Here is a 17,968-nt window from a genome sequence, read left to right on the forward strand (position 1 = left end):
GCATGCGCATTCTCCTGCTGACCACCGCGTCCCGGTTCACGCCCGATGTGCAACTGCTGGTGCATCTGGTGGCGGCACTGGGGGCGCGGGGCGAGGTGGTGGGCGTGGCTTGCGTACACGGCAGTGAGGTGGACCGCGGTGTCAGCGCCGCATGGCCGCGTCTGACGCTGCGCACGTTCAGCGCGGGGGGCACGACCCGACACGCTTCGGGGGTGCGCGAGGTCATCTCGGCGTTGCGGCCGGATGCCGTGCTCGTGGGGTCGGAAGCGGATGCCGCCCTGGCGTCGGTGGCAATGCGAGCCCGTGGTGGTGTCGTGCGTCGTGTGACGTTCGGTGAACGCGGCGAGGCCGCGCAGGATCGTGGCGGCTGGCGACTGGGCTTTGGCACGCCGGCGCGGGTGATCGACTGGGGGCGCCGGATGCCGGCTGTGAGTTGGCCCGGGTTCCTGTCGGATGAGGCACAGCCCGATACAGACGGTGGGGCCTATCCTGATGCACATCATGATGGACGGGATGACGCACGGAATGATGCGCAGGACCCACAAATCCTCGTGTTGCCACCGATACACCGCGAAGGTGTCGGCTACGATGAAGGCACGGCGGCGGCCTTGCGAACGGTCGCTCATCTGCGGCGGCGACATCACACGTTGCGGGTCACGCTGCTGGGGGATGCGCCCATGTTGCAGACGGCACGTGTACATGCGGCGTCACTCGATCTCACGGAGGGACTGGCGATTCGTCCTGTGCAGGCCCTGTTGAACGGCGACATGCGCGCCGCCACGGTGCTCTGGATCGCGACCAGCGAAGATGCGGCCGCGATCTGCGCCGTGGCCGGCATGCAGCAAGGCGTTCCCGCCGTCGTGCCGCACGATGCCCCGTTTGCCGGATTGGTGCTGCCGAGCATCAGCGGATTCGTGGTTGCGGAGACGTCGTTCTCCGTGGCGGCACCGGGCAATCCGGCCCAGCATCCTTCGATGCCTGTTTCACTCGTCACGGAGCTGGCGAAGCTGATCGGCGATCCGTTCGTCCGTCGTGCGATGGGTGATGCGGCCCTGGGGCGTGCTGCCCGCGATCATGCCTGGGAACACTTCGTCGACGAAGCGCAGGTGCAGCTTGCGCATGCGGCGGGCGACCGGGCACGATCCGAAAGCCATGAGACGAAGGGTGGGAGTTCTCCGCACCCGTCCAACGCTCGCCGCACGGTGTCGCGATCATGAGCGCGACACAGCGTCTGAAGCACGATGGCCGCACATGGATCGGCACCACCGTGGTGGTGCTGCTGGTGCTGCTGGCGATTGCCGCACCACTCATGACGATGCATGACCCAGCGCGGATCGATCTCCGTCACACGCTGGAAGCGCCCTCCGCGACGCACTGGCTTGGCACCGATGCGCAGGGGCGCGATGTGTGGTCGCGACTCGTGTACGGCGCGCGGGTCTCGCTGCTGGTGGGTATCGCGTCGCAGGGCATCGCGCTGGCCATCGGTGTGGGGCTGGGGCTCATCGCCGGCTATCGGGGGCGATGGGCCGACGAGACCATCATGCGGCTCGCCGATGTCACGCTCGCGTTCCCCAGTCTGCTGCTGCTCATCGCCATGGCGGCGGCGTTCGAGCCGTCGCTCACCGTGGTGTGCGTGGTGATCGGTGTGGTGGGATGGGCGGCGATGGCGCGGCTCGTGCGTGGGCAGGTGCTGGTGGTGCGTGAACTCGAGTACGTGCAGGCCATGCGTGCGCTGGGCGCGCGGGGTGGACGCATCGTGCTCAGACACATCCTGCCCAACGTCGTGGCGCCGGTGGTGATTGCCGGAACGCTGGGCATCGCGGGGGCGATCATGGCCGAGGCGGCGCTGTCGTTTCTGGGCCTCGGCGTGCAGCCACCCACGCCAAGCTGGGGCGCGATGATTGCCGATGGACGTGATCTGGCGCAGCTCCGGACGGCACCGTGGACGTCTCTCGCCCCCGGTCTGGCCATCGGTGTGGCGGTGCTCGGTTTCAATCTGCTCGGCGATGCGTTGCGCGACGCGCTCGATCCACGCGCCGAGCGTCGCAGTTGAGGCGCTCAGGTCACCGGGCGCGTTCACGAACGTTCCCGGACATTCACGAGTGTTCGCTGACGCCGCCTGACGCCGCCTGACGCCGCCTGACGCTCCGCCGCATTCGCTCGCATCCGCTCACGTTCGCTCACGTTCATTCCTTTCCGCCCACTTTCATCCGCCGGTCGATTCCCATGACAACGCCATTCGATGTCGCAGCGCTGCGTGCCCGTGAGTATCCGTGGATGGCCAACGATCCCGCGATCTACCTGAACGCGGCATCGGTGGGGCCGCTGCCGCAGGCCGCGGTGAATGTCACGGCGGAATGGACCGATATGCGGGCGCGTCCGCATCACCTGCCGTTTCACCTCATGCAGGAGGCCGCGGCCACGGCGCGGCGGCAGTTCGCGGCCCTGGTGGGCGCGGACGCCGATGAGATCGCGCTCATGCCCAACACCACCTACGGGCTCAATCTGGCGGCGCGGGCCCTGCCGCTGCGGCCGGGCGTGATCCTCACGTTCGACGGCGAGTTCCCGAGCTGCGTCTATCCGTTCCAGGCGCTTGGCGCCCGTGGCCTATCGCTGGAGTTCATCCCGAAGCGCGACGGCATCCCCGACGAGGACGCGCTGGTGACGGCGATCGGCAACCGGGCCGATGTGGTGGCGGTGGTGGTGTCGTGGGTGCAGTTCGCCAATGGCTTCGTGGCCGATCTCGAGCGCATCGGCAATGCGTGCCGTGCCCGTGGGGTGTTCTTCATCGTGGACGGCATCCAGGGGTGTGGGGTGCGGCCCATCGATCTGCATGCACTGCCGGTGGACATCTTCGCCAGTGGTGCACAGAAGTGGCAGCTGAGTCCCTGGGGCACCGGCTTCGTGTACGTGCGCCGCGAACTGGTGACCGCACTCGAGCCGCACGATGTGGGATGGGCGTGCATGAAGGCCTCGGTCGACTACACGCGCCTCACCGACTACGAGTTCGATTTTTTCGACGATGCCCGTCGATTCGAAGTCGTGACGCTGGCCTACCAGGATTTTGCGGCCGCCAATGCGTCCACGGCGCTGCTGCTGGAGGTGGGCGTGGCGAACATCGCGGCGCACATCGAACAGATGGGCACCCGCGTGGTGGACTGGGCGGCGAGCCGGGCCGATGTGCGCATGGTGACACCCGCCGATCCGGCGCGGCGGTCCGGCGTGCTGTCGTTTGCTTCGACCCGACTCGAGGCGATGGCCGCGGCACTCAAGGCCGCACAGGTCAATCACGTCGTGCGTGAAGGGGCCATCCGGTTGTCACCACACGGCTACAACACCCTCGAGGAGATCGATCGGGTACTGGCGCTGCTCGAGGGGTGAAGAGACGTCAGGGTACGTGAATCAGTCCGAACTCCCGCTGTCCCTTGCGGATGAGCAGATGGCGGCCACGCAGCAGCCGGTCCTCTCCGACAGTGCGATCGGCTGCGGACAGCTTCACTCCGTTCACGCTCACGCCGCCCTGTTCGAGCAGACGCTTGGCCGCTCCACGAGAGGCGGCAATGCCGAGCAGTGTGAGGCACTGATACACGTCGATCCCCTCGGCCGGTGCGCCTTCGGCCGGGGCGGTGTATCCGGCAAACGGAATCTCCTCCCGCAGGGCTTCGAGTGCCTCACCCGAGAGTCCCTGCGGATCGGCCTTCTCGAACAGCAGCGCCGAGACCTCCTGCGCGACACGTGCGGCCTCTGCACTGTGCACCCGCGCCGTCACTTCGGCCGCCAGCGCGCGCTGCGCCGTACGCTTCTCCGGCGCCGAACGCACTTCCGCGTCGAGCGCGGTGATCTCGTCGTGGGAGAACAGCGTGTAGTAGCGCAGGTACCGTGACACATCGCGGTCATCGGCGCCGATCCAGAACTGGTAGAACTTGTACGGCGACGTGCGCGCCGCATCCAGCCACACCGACCCGCCGCCGGTGCTCTTCCCGAACTTCGAACCGTCGGCGTTGGTGATGAGCGGGAACGTGAGACCATGCGCTTCGCCGCCGCCGGCGCGACGGATCAGTTCCAGCCCCGCGGTGATGTTGCCCCACTGATCGCTGCCGCCGAACTGCAGCGTGACACCTTCGGTGCGATGCAGCTCGAGGAAGTCGTGCGACTGGAGGAGCATGTACGAAAACTCGGTGTACGAAATCCCGCCGTCGATGCGGGTTTTCACCGAGTCCTTCGCCAGCATGTAGTTCACCGAGAAGTGCTTTCCCGTATCGCGCAGGAAATCGAGCACCGACAGCTTGGCCAGCCAGTCGACATTGTTGACCAGCTTCGCACCGCGCGGTCCGTCGAAATCGAGGAAGCGACTCAACTGGTTGCGGATGGCTTCGGCGTTGGCATGGATGGTGTCGAGTCCCTGCAGGACACGTTCGCTGGCCCGTCCACTCGGATCGCCGATCATGCCGGTGGCCCCACCCACCAGCGCAAAGGGCCGATGCCCGGTGCGCTGCATGTGCACCAGCCCCATGATGGGGACCAGATTGCCCACGTGGAGACTCGACGCGGTGGGGTCGAACCCGCAATAACCGGAGACCGGACCGGCGGCGAGTGCGGCAGGCAGACCTTCGGTGTGCTGATGGATCAGCTCGCGCCAGGCGAGCTCGTCGAGAAGCGATGGGCGTGCAGACATGGTGGCAAGATAATCGGTCCCATGTGTGCGCGAGATCACAATGGCCTGCGCGGTGTGGGGCACATGGGCCCGCGTGAGGTCTTATAGGGGTGAACAGGGGTGGATACCCGTCGCATGCGTGGCGGATGACCGCCCCGGTCGGTAGCCTTCAGGACTCTCATGGCATTCTCATCCGTGTTGACGCGTCGCCCCTGGCTGGGGTGGTTGCTCGTGATCACGCTCCTTGGTGGGGCGATCGGTGCCGGCTTGCTCGCCGGTGCCTGGGTGGTCATTTGCCGCGACGGGCGCTGCCCGTCCATCGCCTCCCTGGAGCAGTACGTGCCCCGGCAGACGTCCAAGGTCTACGCCGTCGACGGACGTTTCATCACGGAGCTCGGACTCGAACGGCGCACCCTCGTGCGCTTGCAGGACATTCCGAAGCACGTGCGCGATGCCGTCGTGATCACGGAAGACCGTCGCTTCTATCAGCATTCGGGGATCGACTACTTCCGCGTTTTTGGTGCGGCCGTGCGCAATCTCCGGGCTGGTGGTTATGCGCAGGGGTTCTCGACGATCACCATGCAGTTGGCCCGCAATGTCTTCCCCGACCGCCTCTCGCGCGAGAAGACCCTTCTGCGCAAGGTGAAGGAAGGACGTGTGGCGCGGGCCATCGAACGGCGCTATTCCAAGGACAAGATCCTCGAGCTCTATCTCAATCAGGTGTACCTCGGCAACGGGGCGTACGGCGTCGAGACGGCGTCGCAACGCTACTTCGGCAAGCCGGTACGCGATGTGACGGTGGCCGAAGCCGCGGTGCTGGCCGGGCTGCTGAAGGGACCGGAGCGCTACAATCCGCGCCGGTTTGCCGATCGTGCCATCCAGCGGCGCAACACCGTGCTGGAACTCATGCGCCGGAGCGGCGCCATCAGCGATGCCGATGCGTCGCTGGCCAAGGCGTATCCGCTGCAACTGGCCGAACGCAGTGAGTCGGGCGATGTCGCGCCGTACTTCGTGGAATGGGTACGCCAGGAACTCGAAGAACATTTTGGCAAGCGCCTCTACGACGAAGGGCTCAAGGTCTACACGTCGCTGGACGTGGACATGCAGTCGGCGGCCGAACGGGCGCTCGAGAATCAGCTGCAGGCCATCGAGGCCGGTCGCCATGGGGCGTACAAACACCTCACCTACGAAGGGTATCTCGCGCGCAGCGCAGAGGGCGGCGAACGTGGCGCGGCGAACTCGCCGTATCTGCAGGGCGCATTTGTTGCCATCGACCCCCGCACGGGTGCGGTGCGCGCAATGGTGGGCGGTCGCGATTTTGGCGACTCCAAATTCAACCGGGCCGTACAGGCGCTGCGTCAGCCGGGATCGACGTTCAAGCCGATCGTGTACGCCACCGCCATCCACGAAGGATTCGGTCCGTCGCAGATCATCGACGATTCGCCGCTCTCGCTCGATCAGGTGAGCGGTGAAGCGTGGACGCCGCAGAACTACGATCTCAAATTCCAGGGCAACATGCCCCTGCGGCGGGCGCTCTATCAGTCGCGCAACATTCCCGCCATCCGCACCGGCATGGCACTCGGAACGGGCAATGTCATCGGCATGGCGCGCCGGTTCGGCATCACCACACCCATCCCGCCATATCCGTCCATCTTCATCGGTTCGGCGGACGTGTATCCCGTGCAGATGATCGGCGCGTATTCCGTGTTCGCCAATCTCGGTCTGCGCACCACGCCGCATGCGATCCTCAAGGTGGAGAACGCCGACGGAAAGCTGCTCTGGAAGCCCAATCCCGACCGTGATGCCGTGCTCTCGCCGGAAGAGGCCTGGCTGATGGTGAGCATGATGAAGGATGTGGTGGTGCGGGGCAGCGCGGCGCGCATCTGGGCCAACGGATTCCGTGTCCCGGCCGGTGGCAAGACGGGCACGACGAACGATGGGGCCGATGTGTGGTTCATCGGTTACACCGCGGATCTGGTGGCCGGTGTGTGGATGGGTTTCGATCGTCCGCAGAAGATCAAGGCCAACGCGCAGGGCGGGGAACTGGCGTCACCGGCCTGGGCGGCGTTCATGACGGAGGTGTACCGTCGCAAGCCGCAGCCGCCCGACTGGCCGCGCCCCGATGGTGTGGTCACCCGCGAGATCGATTCGGCCACCGGTCGTCTGGCCAACAGCAGTTGCATGGGTGCGGTGGTGACGGAGTTTTTCGTGCAGGGATGGGAACCCACGCAGAGTTGTTCCGATGGCAGCGGGCCCACGCCGATGAGCGCCGACAGCGCGCGCATTCGCTCCATGCGCGACACCACGAATCCGTTCCGCATCCCGCCGCACTGACGTGGGTGTGAGCCCCCCGTCCCCGGTTCTCACGCGCCCCACGCTGTATTCGGCGGACTGGGTGCTGCCCATTGCCGCCCCGCCCATCCGGGAGGGCGCGGTGCTCGTGGACGATGGAATCATCGTGTGGGTGGGACCGCGTGCGGCGGCGCCGATCGGCGAGGCGGGGGACAGTGGTGATGTCGCCATCGAGCCTCTGGGCAGGGCGGTGCTCATGCCGGGGCTGGTGAATGCGCACACGCATCTCGAACTCACCACGCTGCGCGGATTTCTGGAGGGTTTCGATTTTCGCGAATGGCTACGCACGCTCACCGAGGTCCGTCGCGACCTGTTGACGCCGGACGATCTCGTGGACGCATCGCGGGTGGGAATCGCCGAGGCCCTGCGTCATGGTATCACCACGATGGCGGACACCACCGATTCCGCCGCGCCGTTGCAGGCGATGCGGGAGATGGGGGTGCGCGGTATCGGGTACGTGGAAGTGTTCGGCCCCGATCCGGCACAGTGCGGGGAGTCGATGCAGCGGCTCAAGGCGCGCGTGGAGGCACTGCGCGCGCTGGATACGTCACTGGTGCGTATGGGGATCTCGCCCCATGCGCCCTACACGGTGAGTGCGGCGCTCTTCCGTGCGGCGGCGGGTCTGGCGCGCGATGAACACCTGCCCATGGCGGTGCACATCGCCGAGAGCGCGGCCGAAGTGTCGTTCGTGCGCGACGGGGCGGGTCCGTTCGCCGAGCGTTTACGTGCGCGGGGCATCGGGGTGGCACCGCAGGCCAGTTCGCCGATCGCCCTGCTCGACGCGTGTGGCGTGCTCGATGTGCGGCCGCTGCTGATCCACGCCATCCGCGTGGACGACGCCGATCTGGCGCGCATCGCCGACGCGGGCGCCACCATCGTGCACTGTCCCATTTCCAACGCCAAACTGGGGCATGGCATCGCGCCGCTCGACCGCATGCTGGCGCACGGGGTGGCGGTGGGCCTGGGTTCCGATTCCGTGGCCAGCAACGACCGCATGCATCTGCTCGACGAGGCCCGGCAGGCCACGCTGATGCACGCGGTGCGTTCGGGGCAGCCGGATTCGCTCGATGCACACACCGCCCTCACCCTGGCCACGCAGGGGGGGGCGGCAGCGCTGGGGCTGGCCGACCGGATCGGGACGCTCACGCCCGGCAAGGCAGCCGATCTGACGGCGTTTCCGCTGGCGTGCGAAGAGACCGGTCCGGTGTACGATCCGGCGGTGACGCTGGTGCATGTGCTGGCCGGCCGTGCGGTCGCGTCGCTGGTGATGGTGGCCGGTGTGGTGCGGCTGCGTGACGGAATCGTGACCGGGGCGGATCGGGTGCTCGTGGAGGACAGCCTGCGCCGCCTGACGGCCACCGCTGCCCGTCTCGAGGAGTGGCGGAGGCGCGGTTCGGCGTGATAAGCTTCGGCATGCGCTCTCGTCGACCGCTGCTCCGGAACGCACAGCCACTGCATCGCTGTAGGAGATCCCACAGCGCGCAGCGGGGGCACGTCTGTCTGCCTGCCGTCCGGTTCGCGGTCCATCACCCGATAGCGCGCTCCTGACTCTCTGCTCTCCCCGCTTTCTGCATCCGACCCCGGTGTCGGCGCAGCGGCGGGGATTCGCTTTGCGGGGAGTCGTCGTCTTCAGCAATTCAGCGGAGGGTAGGGCGTGATCGCCGGATGTCTCGCACTGAATGCGTCGTACGAACCACTGACGATGGTCCCGCTCCGGCGGGCATTGCGGCTCGTCATCGACGGCAAGGCGGAGATCGTCGAGGCGGAGCGTGGTGTGCCGATCCGTTCGGAAAAGCGGGCCTTCCCGCGTCCGGCGGTCATCCGGCTCACCCGCTTCGTGCACGTTCCGCGCCGGTTCCGTCGACAGGTCACGAACACGTTTCTCTTCGCGCGTGACGACTACCAGTGTCAATACTGCGGTCGCCGCGCGAACGAGCTCAAGACGCGTGAATCGCTCACGCGTGATCATCTCATCCCGATGTCGCGCGGTGGCACCAACGAATGGTCCAACGTGGTGACGGCCTGCAGCTCGTGCAACACGCGCAAGGCGAACCGGTTGCCGAACGAGATCGGCATGCACCCGATGCATGTGCCCACCGAGCCGCACTTCGTGCACCTGTCGTGGGCGGTGCGGCGGCTGACGCCGATTCAGGCGCAGTACATCCGCACGTTCTATGGTGAGGACACGCTGCGGGAACTGCAGAAGATCGAAGGAATACAGGGGCAGGTTCAGGTCTCGGGGCTCTGACAGCAGAGACCTGAAATCAGAAATCAGATATCAGAGATCAGACGGAGATAGGAAGCAGGAGGGAGTGGTCCGAAATCAGAAATCTGAGCGCTGGCGTCGACGGCCAGTCGGGTGCGCCCGGGGCATCGCCGCCGACGCCGCTCTGGCGTCCGACCTCTCGTCGGTCCATCTCGCGCGACGGTGGGCAACCAGACGCCAGCACTCAGAATTCTGAACTCTGACCACTCCTTCCTGCTTCCTATCTCCGTCTGATTTCTGGTTTCTGACCTCTGGCGGTCTGAGGCCAGATGTCAGAACACCATCGACGGACTCCGCGCTTCCAGTCTTCGCACCTCTCCTCCCAGCAGCCGACTGGCCAGCGTGCGTATGCCCCGCGTGAGGGCCGAAGCCGGACTGCGTTTGCCTTGCACGGCCGGTCCGGCCTCACCGCGCAGCCAGCGTTCGAGTTCGTCGAGGTCGCTCACCTGCAGCGTCTGCAGTTCGGCCTGCACCAGCACGTAGGTCTTCTTGCCGCGGGGAGGTGAGGGCAGCGGCGGCGCGTAGGCGAGCTCCATGGCGGCCCGCGCATCGGCGAAGCGCGCGTAGCTGCCCAGTGGCGTGATGCCTTCACCCGTGCGGCGGGCCACTTCATAACTGCGGTCGATCACATCGTAGCGGACGATGATGTCCCATTCGGCGCGTCCGTTCACGTCGTCGAACCATCGTCCCTCCGACCACAGTTCGGCGCGCACGTGCAGCCGCGCCGGAAAGCCGCTGCGCAGGAGCTCGTCGAACGGTCGTTCGGCCAGCACACCGCGCACCGCGATCACGGGTGGGAACATCGTGGAACTCATGCGGATGTCGATCTCCGGCCGTCCACTCTGCGCCCACGCCGCGACGCTGCTGCTCATGACGAGCAGCAGCGCCAGCGTGAGTCTCAGCAGGTGAACGAACCGGCGCATCCGATGTCTCCTCCGAGTCGCCGATCAGAAGCGCCGTGACAGACGCACGTACACATTGGGCGACAGGCCGCTCTGCGAGACCGCCTGGGCCACGTACACCCCGAAGTCCCCGAAGTCGAATCCGCCGCCGACGTCGGTGCGCCAGGTATTGAGCGAGGGAATGCCCTTGTACATCAGCGCATCCAACGGGTCGGCCGTGCCTCCCGAGCCGCCGCCATTGGGGCGGACGCGGTTGTCCACGAGCCATCCCCGACCGGAGTTGGCGAAGATCACCCAGGTGCCGTCACCACGAACCCCGTTGAAGCCCCAGCGGCTGTCGCCGTACTTGTCGTCGCCGAACAGGTTGATGCGGAAATCACCTTTCCATTCCACCTGTGCCAGCACCATGCGATCGCACTGCGCCGGACGACCGAGTGCGGCGTAGGCCTCCTCGGAGCCCGTCGCGCATGTGCCCACGTCGGCCGAACCGAGCATGCGACGGAAATCGAATCCCGGCAGCGCATCGATGCCGCTCACGGCGAAGCGCCGCTGCACCGGCAGCGCGTTGCCACTTGTCCATCCACCGTACACCACCCGCGTGTTGAGCTGGGCCTGCGGGCCGAGCCGCGTATAGCGCCGCAGATCGAGCAGCAGCCGGGAATACTCCATGTCCCCCAGGGCGACAGGCGCGACGTTGACCGTGCCCACCGACTCGGGGCGCACGCCCTCGGTCAGCGTACCGAACCGATCCATCGTGCCGCTGCCGCGTTCGAACTCACCGCGCAGGTACCACCCCGAACGTGGGTTCACCGCATTCGTCCGCGTATCGATCGTGGCCGAAAGGGTGAGCAGATTCATGACCCCTTCATCGGCCGCGGGATTCACACGCCAGGGCACATCACTCGAAAAGATCGACCACACATCGCGCATGCGCCGGCTGCTCCAGCGTTCGCGTCCGTACGTGGCCCGCACTTCCGATCCGCGTCCGCCGAAGAGCGACACATATCCCTGGCCGCCGTGGCGTTGCCAGTAGTCGCGGTAGTCGCGCGTGAAGAGAAACGCATTGAGCCCCACTTCCGCCTCGGTGAGTTGCCAGTGTTCCATGGCGTCCACCTCGTCGAACAGGCGGCCGCCAACGGCAATGCCCTTGCGTTCCCCCTGGCGCACTTCGAACAGGGCCCGATGTCCGAGATTTTCGCGATCCCAGCGCAGACCATCGCCCGTGCGGAAGATGCCGAAGAGTTCGGCGCGTATCCGTGTGTTCTCGGCCCGCGCCCGGAAGCGGGGGCCGACGATGATGGGCAGCCCCTCCACCCGATTGTAGGTGTGCGCGGTGGTCACGAAGAGCTGGCTCTCCGAGTTGTTCGTGTTGTCGTCGCGTACCCATTGCGACCAGCGGGCGAAGAAGTCGGTCTCCGCGACGAGCGTGTCCGCATCCTCGTGATAGCGATAGCGTGAGCTCCAGACGCGGATCTCCCCGCCGACATTCGGGCGATCCGGCGATTCGAACGTGCCACCCAGGACCGTGAGCGAACGTTCGATGCGTGAGCCCTCGAGCAGCAGCACATCGCCATTGAGCACGATCACCTGACCGGTCACCACACCGCCCAGACGGGCATTGCCGTTGAGCACCGCGATGTCACCTCGCACGGTGTCGGTCGCGGCGAGCGAAAAATCGCCGCGCACCCGGCGCGTGGCGGGGGCGTTGAAGGTGCGGGTCACCTCGAGCGCGACATCGCGTGGCACACCGCCGACACGGCGATCCCGGTCCCGTTGCGCCTCACTTCCCGAAAAAGGAAGCAGCAGCGCGATCAGCCCCAGCAGCGGAACGGTGCGCATGATCGGATGGGTCGGGCGTGGAAGGCAGGGCATGGGCAGGTGAGGACCGGAAGGGATCGCAGGCGGGTTCATCGAACACTCCAGCAGAAGGTCGCACCCCGTGAAGGCAAGACACGTACCACGCACATACCACGCACGGACCACCGGCGCGTGTCCGTGGTGGGCGTCCATCGTATGTCCTCGTACGTCCTCCAATGCGACACGCCTGTGTCGGAGTGCAACGCTGGAATCACGACGACAGTTGCACACCACCAGAAGGTTTGAAACGGAAATACAGGGGACTATTCGTTGGCCGAGGCCAGGCCAAGTCTACGCATTCGACGATACAGGTTGGGCCGGTCGGTTTGCAGTCGTCGTGCCGCTTCGGCCACGTTGCCGTCGCTCTGGGCCAGGGCGGCGGAAATGAGACGACGTTCGTAGGCATCGAGCGCCTCGCTGAGCGGCAGCTGACCATCGAGCACCTCGGGCACACCCGCCGCGTCGTCGGGGGGCTCCTCGGCGGGGTTCCCGGCGGGAGTCCCGGGTGGGCCACCGCCAAACGCGCGGGGGTCGGGCAGCACCTGCCGCACGTCGGCCCGGGTCACCTCGCTGCCGGCGTGGAGAATGGCCAGCCGCTCCACGACGTTGGCCAGTTCGCGGATGTTGCCGGGCCAGTGGTACCCGCTGAGGGCCACCAGCGCCCCGTCCTGCCATTGCACGAGCGGCCGACCGGTGCGGGTGCGGTGACGCGCCGAGAAGTGGCGCACGAGGGCAGGCAGATCGCCGGGCCGGTCACGCAGCGGCGGCAGATGGATGGGAATGACGTTCAGGCGGAAGAACAGATCCTCGCGGAAGCTGCCATCGGCCACCGCCCGCGTGAGGTCCTTGTTGGTGGCCGCGAGAATGCGCACGTCCACCTTGATCGGTTTGCCGCCGCCCACCCGCTCGATCTCACGGGCCTCGATGGCGCGCAGCAGTTTGGCCTGCGCTTCGGCGCCCAGATCGCCCACTTCGTCGAGAAACAGCGTCCCGGTGTGGGCCAGCTCGAATCGCCCGATGCGGCGCTCGGTGGCGCCGGTGAACGCGCCCCGTTCGTGGCCGAACATCTCGCTTTCCACGAGATCGCGCGGAATGGCCGCGCAGTTCACCCGCACGAACGGTCGATCGCGCCGCGGGCTGGCCACATGCAGCGCCGCGGCCGCCAGTTCCTTGCCGGTGCCGGATTCGCCCGTGATGAGCACCCGCGCGTCGGTGGGCCCCACCCGGGCCAGCAGCGCCCGGACCTCGCGCATGGCCGGGGCGTCGCCGATCATCTCGCCGGAGATGCCCAGATCTTCACGCAGCGCCGCCGCGGCGCGCCGCGCCTGCCGGAGTTCGAACGCCGACGCGAGCGCGAGCAGCACCCCTTCGGGCGTGAGCGGCTTCTCGAGGAAGGTGAAGGCGCCGAGTCGGGTGGCACGCACGGCATCGGTGAGCGCCGCGCGTCCACTCATCATGACCACCGGCACATCGGGACGGCGTTCGCGCAATTTCTCGAGGAGACCGAGGCCATCGAGCTCACCGGGCATCATCAGGTCGATGAGAGCGACATCGGGCTCCAGCGTCTCGGCCAGTGCCAGTCCCGTGGCGCCATCGGACGCATCGCGCACGTCGTACCCTTCGGACGTGAGCAATGCGCCCACCATGCGCCGGATGTTCGGCTCGTCGTCGACGATCAGGACACTGGGCACGATGCGCGATCAGCGGGAGACGTTCGACACGGGCACCGGCTCGCCGCGCTCGGTGAGGATGCGCGTGGTGAACCGTTGCGCTTCGGAGACCTTCTCCATCTCGATGGCGACGGTGTCGAGATTGCGTTCCATGGTTTCGAAGCGGGACTCGAATTGCCGACGCAGTGTCGAGTCCTGCGCGCTCGCCGTGCCGCGCCGGTCGATGAAGCGGGCAATGGCGCGCGCGATCGGGAGTCCGATGCAGAGAAACCCCACCGCCGCGGCGAACGCCCAGGAGATCTGCACGAGGCCCTTGGGCACCACATCGCGAATGGGAATGGTGGTGCCGGTCGTACCCTGCTGGACATGGATGCCCCCGGCATCGACGCGCACGGTGATGTCGGGGTCCGGACCATTGGAGGGGAACACGATCGTGCCGGATTCGCGCGTGGTCGCGACGCGCCCCCCCTCGCCAGCGGTCCGGGCGGCATCCTGTGCGGCATCGCGTGCCGCCTGCGCGGCGTCGCGTGCGCCGACGCTGGCCTGACGCGCGGCGTCCATGGCGGCCCGCACGGCGTCGTTGATCTCCTGTTGGAGCTGCGCCCCGGCTGGGGGAGCGCCGGTCTGGCCCGTCTGCTGCATCGTCAGGATCGTCAGGGTCATCGTGGCGGGTCCCGCCGTTGTCGTCATCGTGATGGTCATGTGCGCTCCATGCCTGGAGACCGTTCCGTCACCCGATCGGTGACCCGCTCTGCGACCCGCTCCGCGGCCCGATCGGCCAGCAGCTTCGCCGTGAAGCGCTGTCCCTCGCTGATGCGCTCCACTTCCACGGCCACCAGTTCCACGGCCTGCTCGATGGCGGCGAGCCGCTGTGCCACATCGTCGGGGACCTGGGGACCCGCCGTGCGCTTATCGAACCAGCGGGCGAGGGAACGCACCAGCGGTCCGCCCAGCACGACGGCCACGACCATCCAACAGCCGATGGCGACGATCTCGATGACGCCTCTCGGAATGTCGCTCCGGCGACTGCCACTCCCCGCCACCGACGGAAAGGGCGGAACGGCCGGTATGGCGGGCAGTGCCGGCGCTTCGAAGTTGCCGGTCACCTGCTCACCATCGACGGTGATGGCGCCGTCACGGATGACGATGCGCGTGGTGCCACCCTTGCCATCCGGCACGGTGATCAGTTGACCACCTTCACGGCTGCCCTGCACCGAGACGCCGGCTTCTCCGCCACTCTGCGCTCCCGTGCGCTGTGTCATGCTCTCACTCCGGTCTGCAACGCGAGGTGGTGGGCGGCTGTTGCGTCGACGTCGATGGGCAGACGGACGATCATGGTCGTGCCGCTGCCGACGGTACTGGATGCGACGATCGTGCCACGATGCGCTTCGATGGTCTGTCGGGCGATGGCGAGGCCGAGCCCCGTGCCGCCCGGTTTGGTGGTGACATAGGGTTCGAAGATGCGCTGCAGCACGTCGGGCGGCATGCCGGCTCCAGTATCGCTGATGCGGATCCCCACGGCCGCGGCTTCACGATACACCGTGACGGTGATCGTTCCCGTGGTCGTGGCATCCACCGCGTTGATGAGAATGTTGGTGACCGCGCGGACCAGCGCTTCGTGGAAGCCGGTGACCAGCGGCAGGTCTTCGGCACACGCCAGCTCCAGGGTCAGGCGATCGGGCACCACCGCGCGGGAGACGCGGGTGACGAGTTCGGCCACGTCGATCTCCGCGGGAGGGCCGTCGGGCAACCGCCCGAACTGCGCGAAGCTGCGGGCCATGGTCTCGAGACGCGCGGCTTCTTCCGCCAGCACTTCCACGGTGTCGCGCAATTCGTCGGGGGCCTGACGACGCAACCGATCGACGGCAAAGCGGATGGGCGTCAACGGGTTCTTGAGTTCATGCGCGAAACGACGGGCCGACTCGCGAAACGCCTCGGCGCGCTCGGCCTCCAGCGCGCGGCGTCGTCCCGTTTCGAGTTCCTGAGCCATCGTGCGCATCCCCGATCTGAGTACTTCGAACTCCGGTGCGCCACGGCGCTCCGGCTGTTCGGGAAGCGGCCGCCCCATGCGGATCAGTCCCGTCCATCCCACCAGTTCGTCGAGCGGGCGGCTCAGTTGGCGACTGAGATGCCCCGCGACCCGTGAAGCGCCCACGGCCACTACCACCACCACCAGTACGGCTCCCACCAGGACCAGCCGCATGGACCGGCCGGCCACAAAGTCGAAGCGACGGGCGAGTTGGGCCGACTCGCGGAGCTCGGCCTCGTGTCGCTCCAGCACCTGCCGCTGCGCGGGGGCCAGCGACGTCCCCTGGACCGCCCGCAGCGCCTCCTCCCCACTCTTCGCGACCCGCTCCCAAGCCGAGCGCGCCGACAGCATCGAGAGGGTGCGGGCGGCGAGTCCAGTCCAGGCCAGCGTGACCACGACCGTCGGAATGAGGGCGAAGAGCAACAACATCGCGAACAGGCGCGTACGAAACGGAGCACGGGTGCCGTCCCGCGATGCGGGGCCGGCGCCCGAACGGGATTCCGTACGGGTTCTCGTACGAGGGGAGCCGGTCTCCGGTTTCGTGTCGATCTGCTTCCGCATCTCGTTCATAGTCAGTAATTTACGTGGCTGTACCCGATCCCGGAGTGAGATGGCAACCTCGTGGTCCCTCGCCCCTCTCGTCGAACAGCGCGCTCAGGAGACCCCCGAGCACGTGCTGGCCACGGATGGTGCACGGACATGGACGTACCGACAGGTCGACGCCGATGCGTCTGCCCTGGCCGCGGCGTTCACGGAACTGGGGTTGGGGGCAGGTGACCGGATTGCCGTTCACCTGCCGAACGGCGTCGAATGGATCGTGGCCACGCTGGCCGCGGCGAAGCTCGGCGCCGTCGTGGTGCCTGTCAGTCCGCAGCTCAGTGTCCACGATCTGCGCTATCAGCTTCGGCACGCCGAAGCGAGCGCGGTGGTCACCATCGAGCGATGGAACGGCGTGGACTATCTCCAGCGCTTCGAGGAGTTGCTGGGCGATCTTCCCGATCTGCAGTACGTCGTCACGGTCGGTGAGGAGGATCTGTGGTACGACGATCGGATCTTCCAGTTCGAAGACCTGATTTCGAGCGGCTCGGGCAAGCCGGTGAAGCGCGGGCCGGTGGACGACACGCCGGATCTCGCGCTGATGTACACCTCGGGCACGATGGGCAAGCCCAAGGCGGTGCAGCTGTCGCATCGGGCGGTGGTGGAGAACGCGGTGCGTACGGCCACGGTGCTGGCGGTGCGTCCCGAAGACCGGGTGCTCACGCTGGTGTCGTTCAGTGCCATCTTCGGCTTCAGCGCCATGGTGGGCACGATGGTCAGCGGCGCCACGATCGTGCTGCAGCCCTCGTTCGATGCCGTGGCGGCGCTGCCGCTCATGAGCACCACGCGGACCACCGTGGTGCTGGGGGTGCCCGCGCAGTTCCATCTGCTCATGCGCGAGCCGTCGTTCGACGCGGCGACGCTGAGCAGCATCCGCACGGGCCTGATGGCCGGCAGTGCGGTGGGCGAGGCACTGGTGCGCAAGGTGCGCCGATGGTGCGATGTGCTGGTCGGGTATGGGCTCACCGAAACAGGCGGGGCGGTCACCGTCACGCGCCTCGACGACGGTGAAGACCGTCGGTTGCACTCGGTGGGATGTCCGATGCCCGGCATCGAGGTGATGGCCATGGACCTGCTGTCCGGCGCGTTGCACGGCCCCGAAGCCGTGGGCGAACTCGCCGTGCGCGGATCGAATGTCATGCGGGGCTATCTCCGCATGCCGGCCGAAACGGCCAAGGTCCTCACGCCGGAGGGATACTTCCTCACCGGCGATCTCGGCATCATCGACGAGGATGGCTGCGTGCGCATCCTCGGACGCCGACAGGAAACGATCTCGCGGGGCGGCGTGCAGCTCTATCCGCGCGAGATCGAGGATCGCCTGCGGGCGCATCCGGCAGTGGACGATGTCTGCGTGATCGGTGTTCCCCATGACGTCATGGGAGAACTGGTCTGCGCATGCATCGTGGCGGTGGAAGGGGCAGTCATCACGGGCGACGAGATCAAGCGTTTTGCCCGCGACACGATGGCTGCCGACAAGGTTCCCGACCTCGTCCGCTTCTTCGACGCGTTCCCGATGACCGGGAGCGGCAAGGTGCGTCGGCGAGAGCTCGCGCGTGCGATCGCGCTGAGTGCGAACGCCCTGAGCGCTTCGGCGCTGTAGGCGATGCGCTCGATCACCCCGTTTCGAATCCAGGCTGGTTC

General features: G+C 67.0%; 14 protein-coding genes. 7 read left to right on the forward strand and 7 right to left on the reverse strand.

Annotated features, from left to right (window positions below):
* Window positions 1–2 precede the first annotated feature (2 nt).
* The 3 genes from WG208_RS00310 to WG208_RS00320 all read left to right on the forward strand — a co-directional run bounded on the left by WG208_RS00310 (window position 3) and on the right by WG208_RS00320 (window position 3,381).
* Complete coding sequence (locus WG208_RS00310; RefSeq protein ID WP_337169317.1) at window positions 3–1,217, forward strand: hypothetical protein; 1,215 nt, start codon at window positions 3–5, stop codon at window positions 1,215–1,217.
* On the forward strand, window positions 1,214–2,053 hold the full coding sequence (locus tag WG208_RS00315) for an ABC transporter permease (RefSeq protein ID WP_337169318.1): 840 nt from the start codon (window positions 1,214–1,216) through the stop codon (window positions 2,051–2,053). Before WG208_RS00310 ends, WG208_RS00315 begins: the two co-directional genes overlap by 4 nt.
* A 173-nt stretch (window positions 2,054–2,226) precedes the next feature.
* Entirely contained in the window at window positions 2,227–3,381 is a 1,155-nt protein-coding gene (locus WG208_RS00320) for an aminotransferase class V-fold PLP-dependent enzyme (RefSeq protein WP_337169319.1), read from the forward strand.
* 7 nt (window positions 3,382–3,388) lie between these two features.
* Here WG208_RS00320 and tyrS read toward each other — a convergent pair whose 3' ends face one another.
* Window positions 3,389–4,675, reverse strand: coding sequence for a tyrosine--tRNA ligase (tyrS, locus tag WG208_RS00325; protein WP_337169320.1), 1,287 nt, complete (start codon window positions 4,673–4,675; stop codon window positions 3,389–3,391).
* Window positions 4,676–4,834: 159 nt separating this feature from the next.
* Here tyrS and WG208_RS00330 point away from each other — a divergent pair, with 159 nt between their 5' ends.
* The 3 genes from WG208_RS00330 (at window position 4,835) to WG208_RS00340 (ending at window position 9,254) form a co-directional block, all read left to right on the forward strand.
* Window positions 4,835–6,988: a PBP1A family penicillin-binding protein gene (locus WG208_RS00330; RefSeq protein ID WP_337169321.1), complete on the forward strand. Its 2,154-nt coding sequence runs from the start codon at window positions 4,835–4,837 to the stop codon at window positions 6,986–6,988.
* Window positions 6,989–6,995: 7 nt separating this feature from the next.
* Complete coding sequence (locus tag WG208_RS00335; RefSeq protein WP_337169322.1) at window positions 6,996–8,408, forward strand: amidohydrolase family protein; 1,413 nt, start codon at window positions 6,996–6,998, stop codon at window positions 8,406–8,408.
* 252 nt (window positions 8,409–8,660) lie between these two features.
* Entirely contained in the window at window positions 8,661–9,254 is a 594-nt protein-coding gene (locus WG208_RS00340) for an HNH endonuclease (protein ID WP_337169323.1), read from the forward strand.
* Window positions 9,255–9,544: 290 nt separating this feature from the next.
* Here the strand turns inward: WG208_RS00340 and WG208_RS00345 are convergent, their stop codons facing one another.
* The 6 genes from WG208_RS00345 to WG208_RS00370 all read right to left on the reverse strand — a co-directional run bounded on the left by WG208_RS00345 (window position 9,545) and on the right by WG208_RS00370 (window position 16,300).
* Window positions 9,545–10,195, reverse strand: coding sequence for a hypothetical protein (locus WG208_RS00345; protein WP_337169324.1), 651 nt, complete (start codon window positions 10,193–10,195; stop codon window positions 9,545–9,547).
* A gap of 24 nt (window positions 10,196–10,219) precedes the next feature.
* Complete coding sequence (locus WG208_RS00350) at window positions 10,220–12,013, reverse strand: BamA/TamA family outer membrane protein (RefSeq protein WP_337169325.1); 1,794 nt, start codon at window positions 12,011–12,013, stop codon at window positions 10,220–10,222.
* Window positions 12,014–12,294: 281 nt separating this feature from the next.
* On the reverse strand, window positions 12,295–13,722 hold the full coding sequence (locus tag WG208_RS00355; RefSeq protein WP_337169326.1) for a sigma-54 dependent transcriptional regulator: 1,428 nt from the start codon (window positions 13,720–13,722) through the stop codon (window positions 12,295–12,297).
* A 9-nt stretch (window positions 13,723–13,731) separates the two neighbouring features.
* Window positions 13,732–14,403, reverse strand: coding sequence for a hypothetical protein (locus WG208_RS00360; RefSeq protein WP_337169327.1), 672 nt, complete (start codon window positions 14,401–14,403; stop codon window positions 13,732–13,734).
* Window positions 14,400–14,963, reverse strand: a complete 564-nt coding sequence (locus tag WG208_RS00365) for a hypothetical protein (protein ID WP_337169328.1) — start codon at window positions 14,961–14,963, stop codon at window positions 14,400–14,402. The genes WG208_RS00360 and WG208_RS00365 overlap by 4 nt, the downstream gene beginning before the upstream one ends.
* A complete protein-coding gene (locus tag WG208_RS00370; protein ID WP_337169329.1) occupies window positions 14,960–16,300 on the reverse strand; it encodes an ATP-binding protein in 1,341 nt (446 codons plus the stop codon). Before WG208_RS00370 ends, WG208_RS00365 begins: the two co-directional genes overlap by 4 nt.
* Before the next feature lie 40 nt (window positions 16,301–16,340).
* Here WG208_RS00370 and WG208_RS00375 point away from each other — a divergent pair, with 40 nt between their 5' ends.
* Window positions 16,341–17,927, forward strand: coding sequence for a class I adenylate-forming enzyme family protein (locus WG208_RS00375; protein WP_337169330.1), 1,587 nt, complete (start codon window positions 16,341–16,343; stop codon window positions 17,925–17,927).
* Window positions 17,928–17,968: the final 41 nt, after the last annotated feature.

The sequence above is a fragment of the Gemmatimonas aurantiaca genome (assembly GCF_037190085.1).
Lineage (GTDB): Bacteria > Gemmatimonadota > Gemmatimonadetes > Gemmatimonadales > Gemmatimonadaceae > Gemmatimonas > Gemmatimonas aurantiaca_A.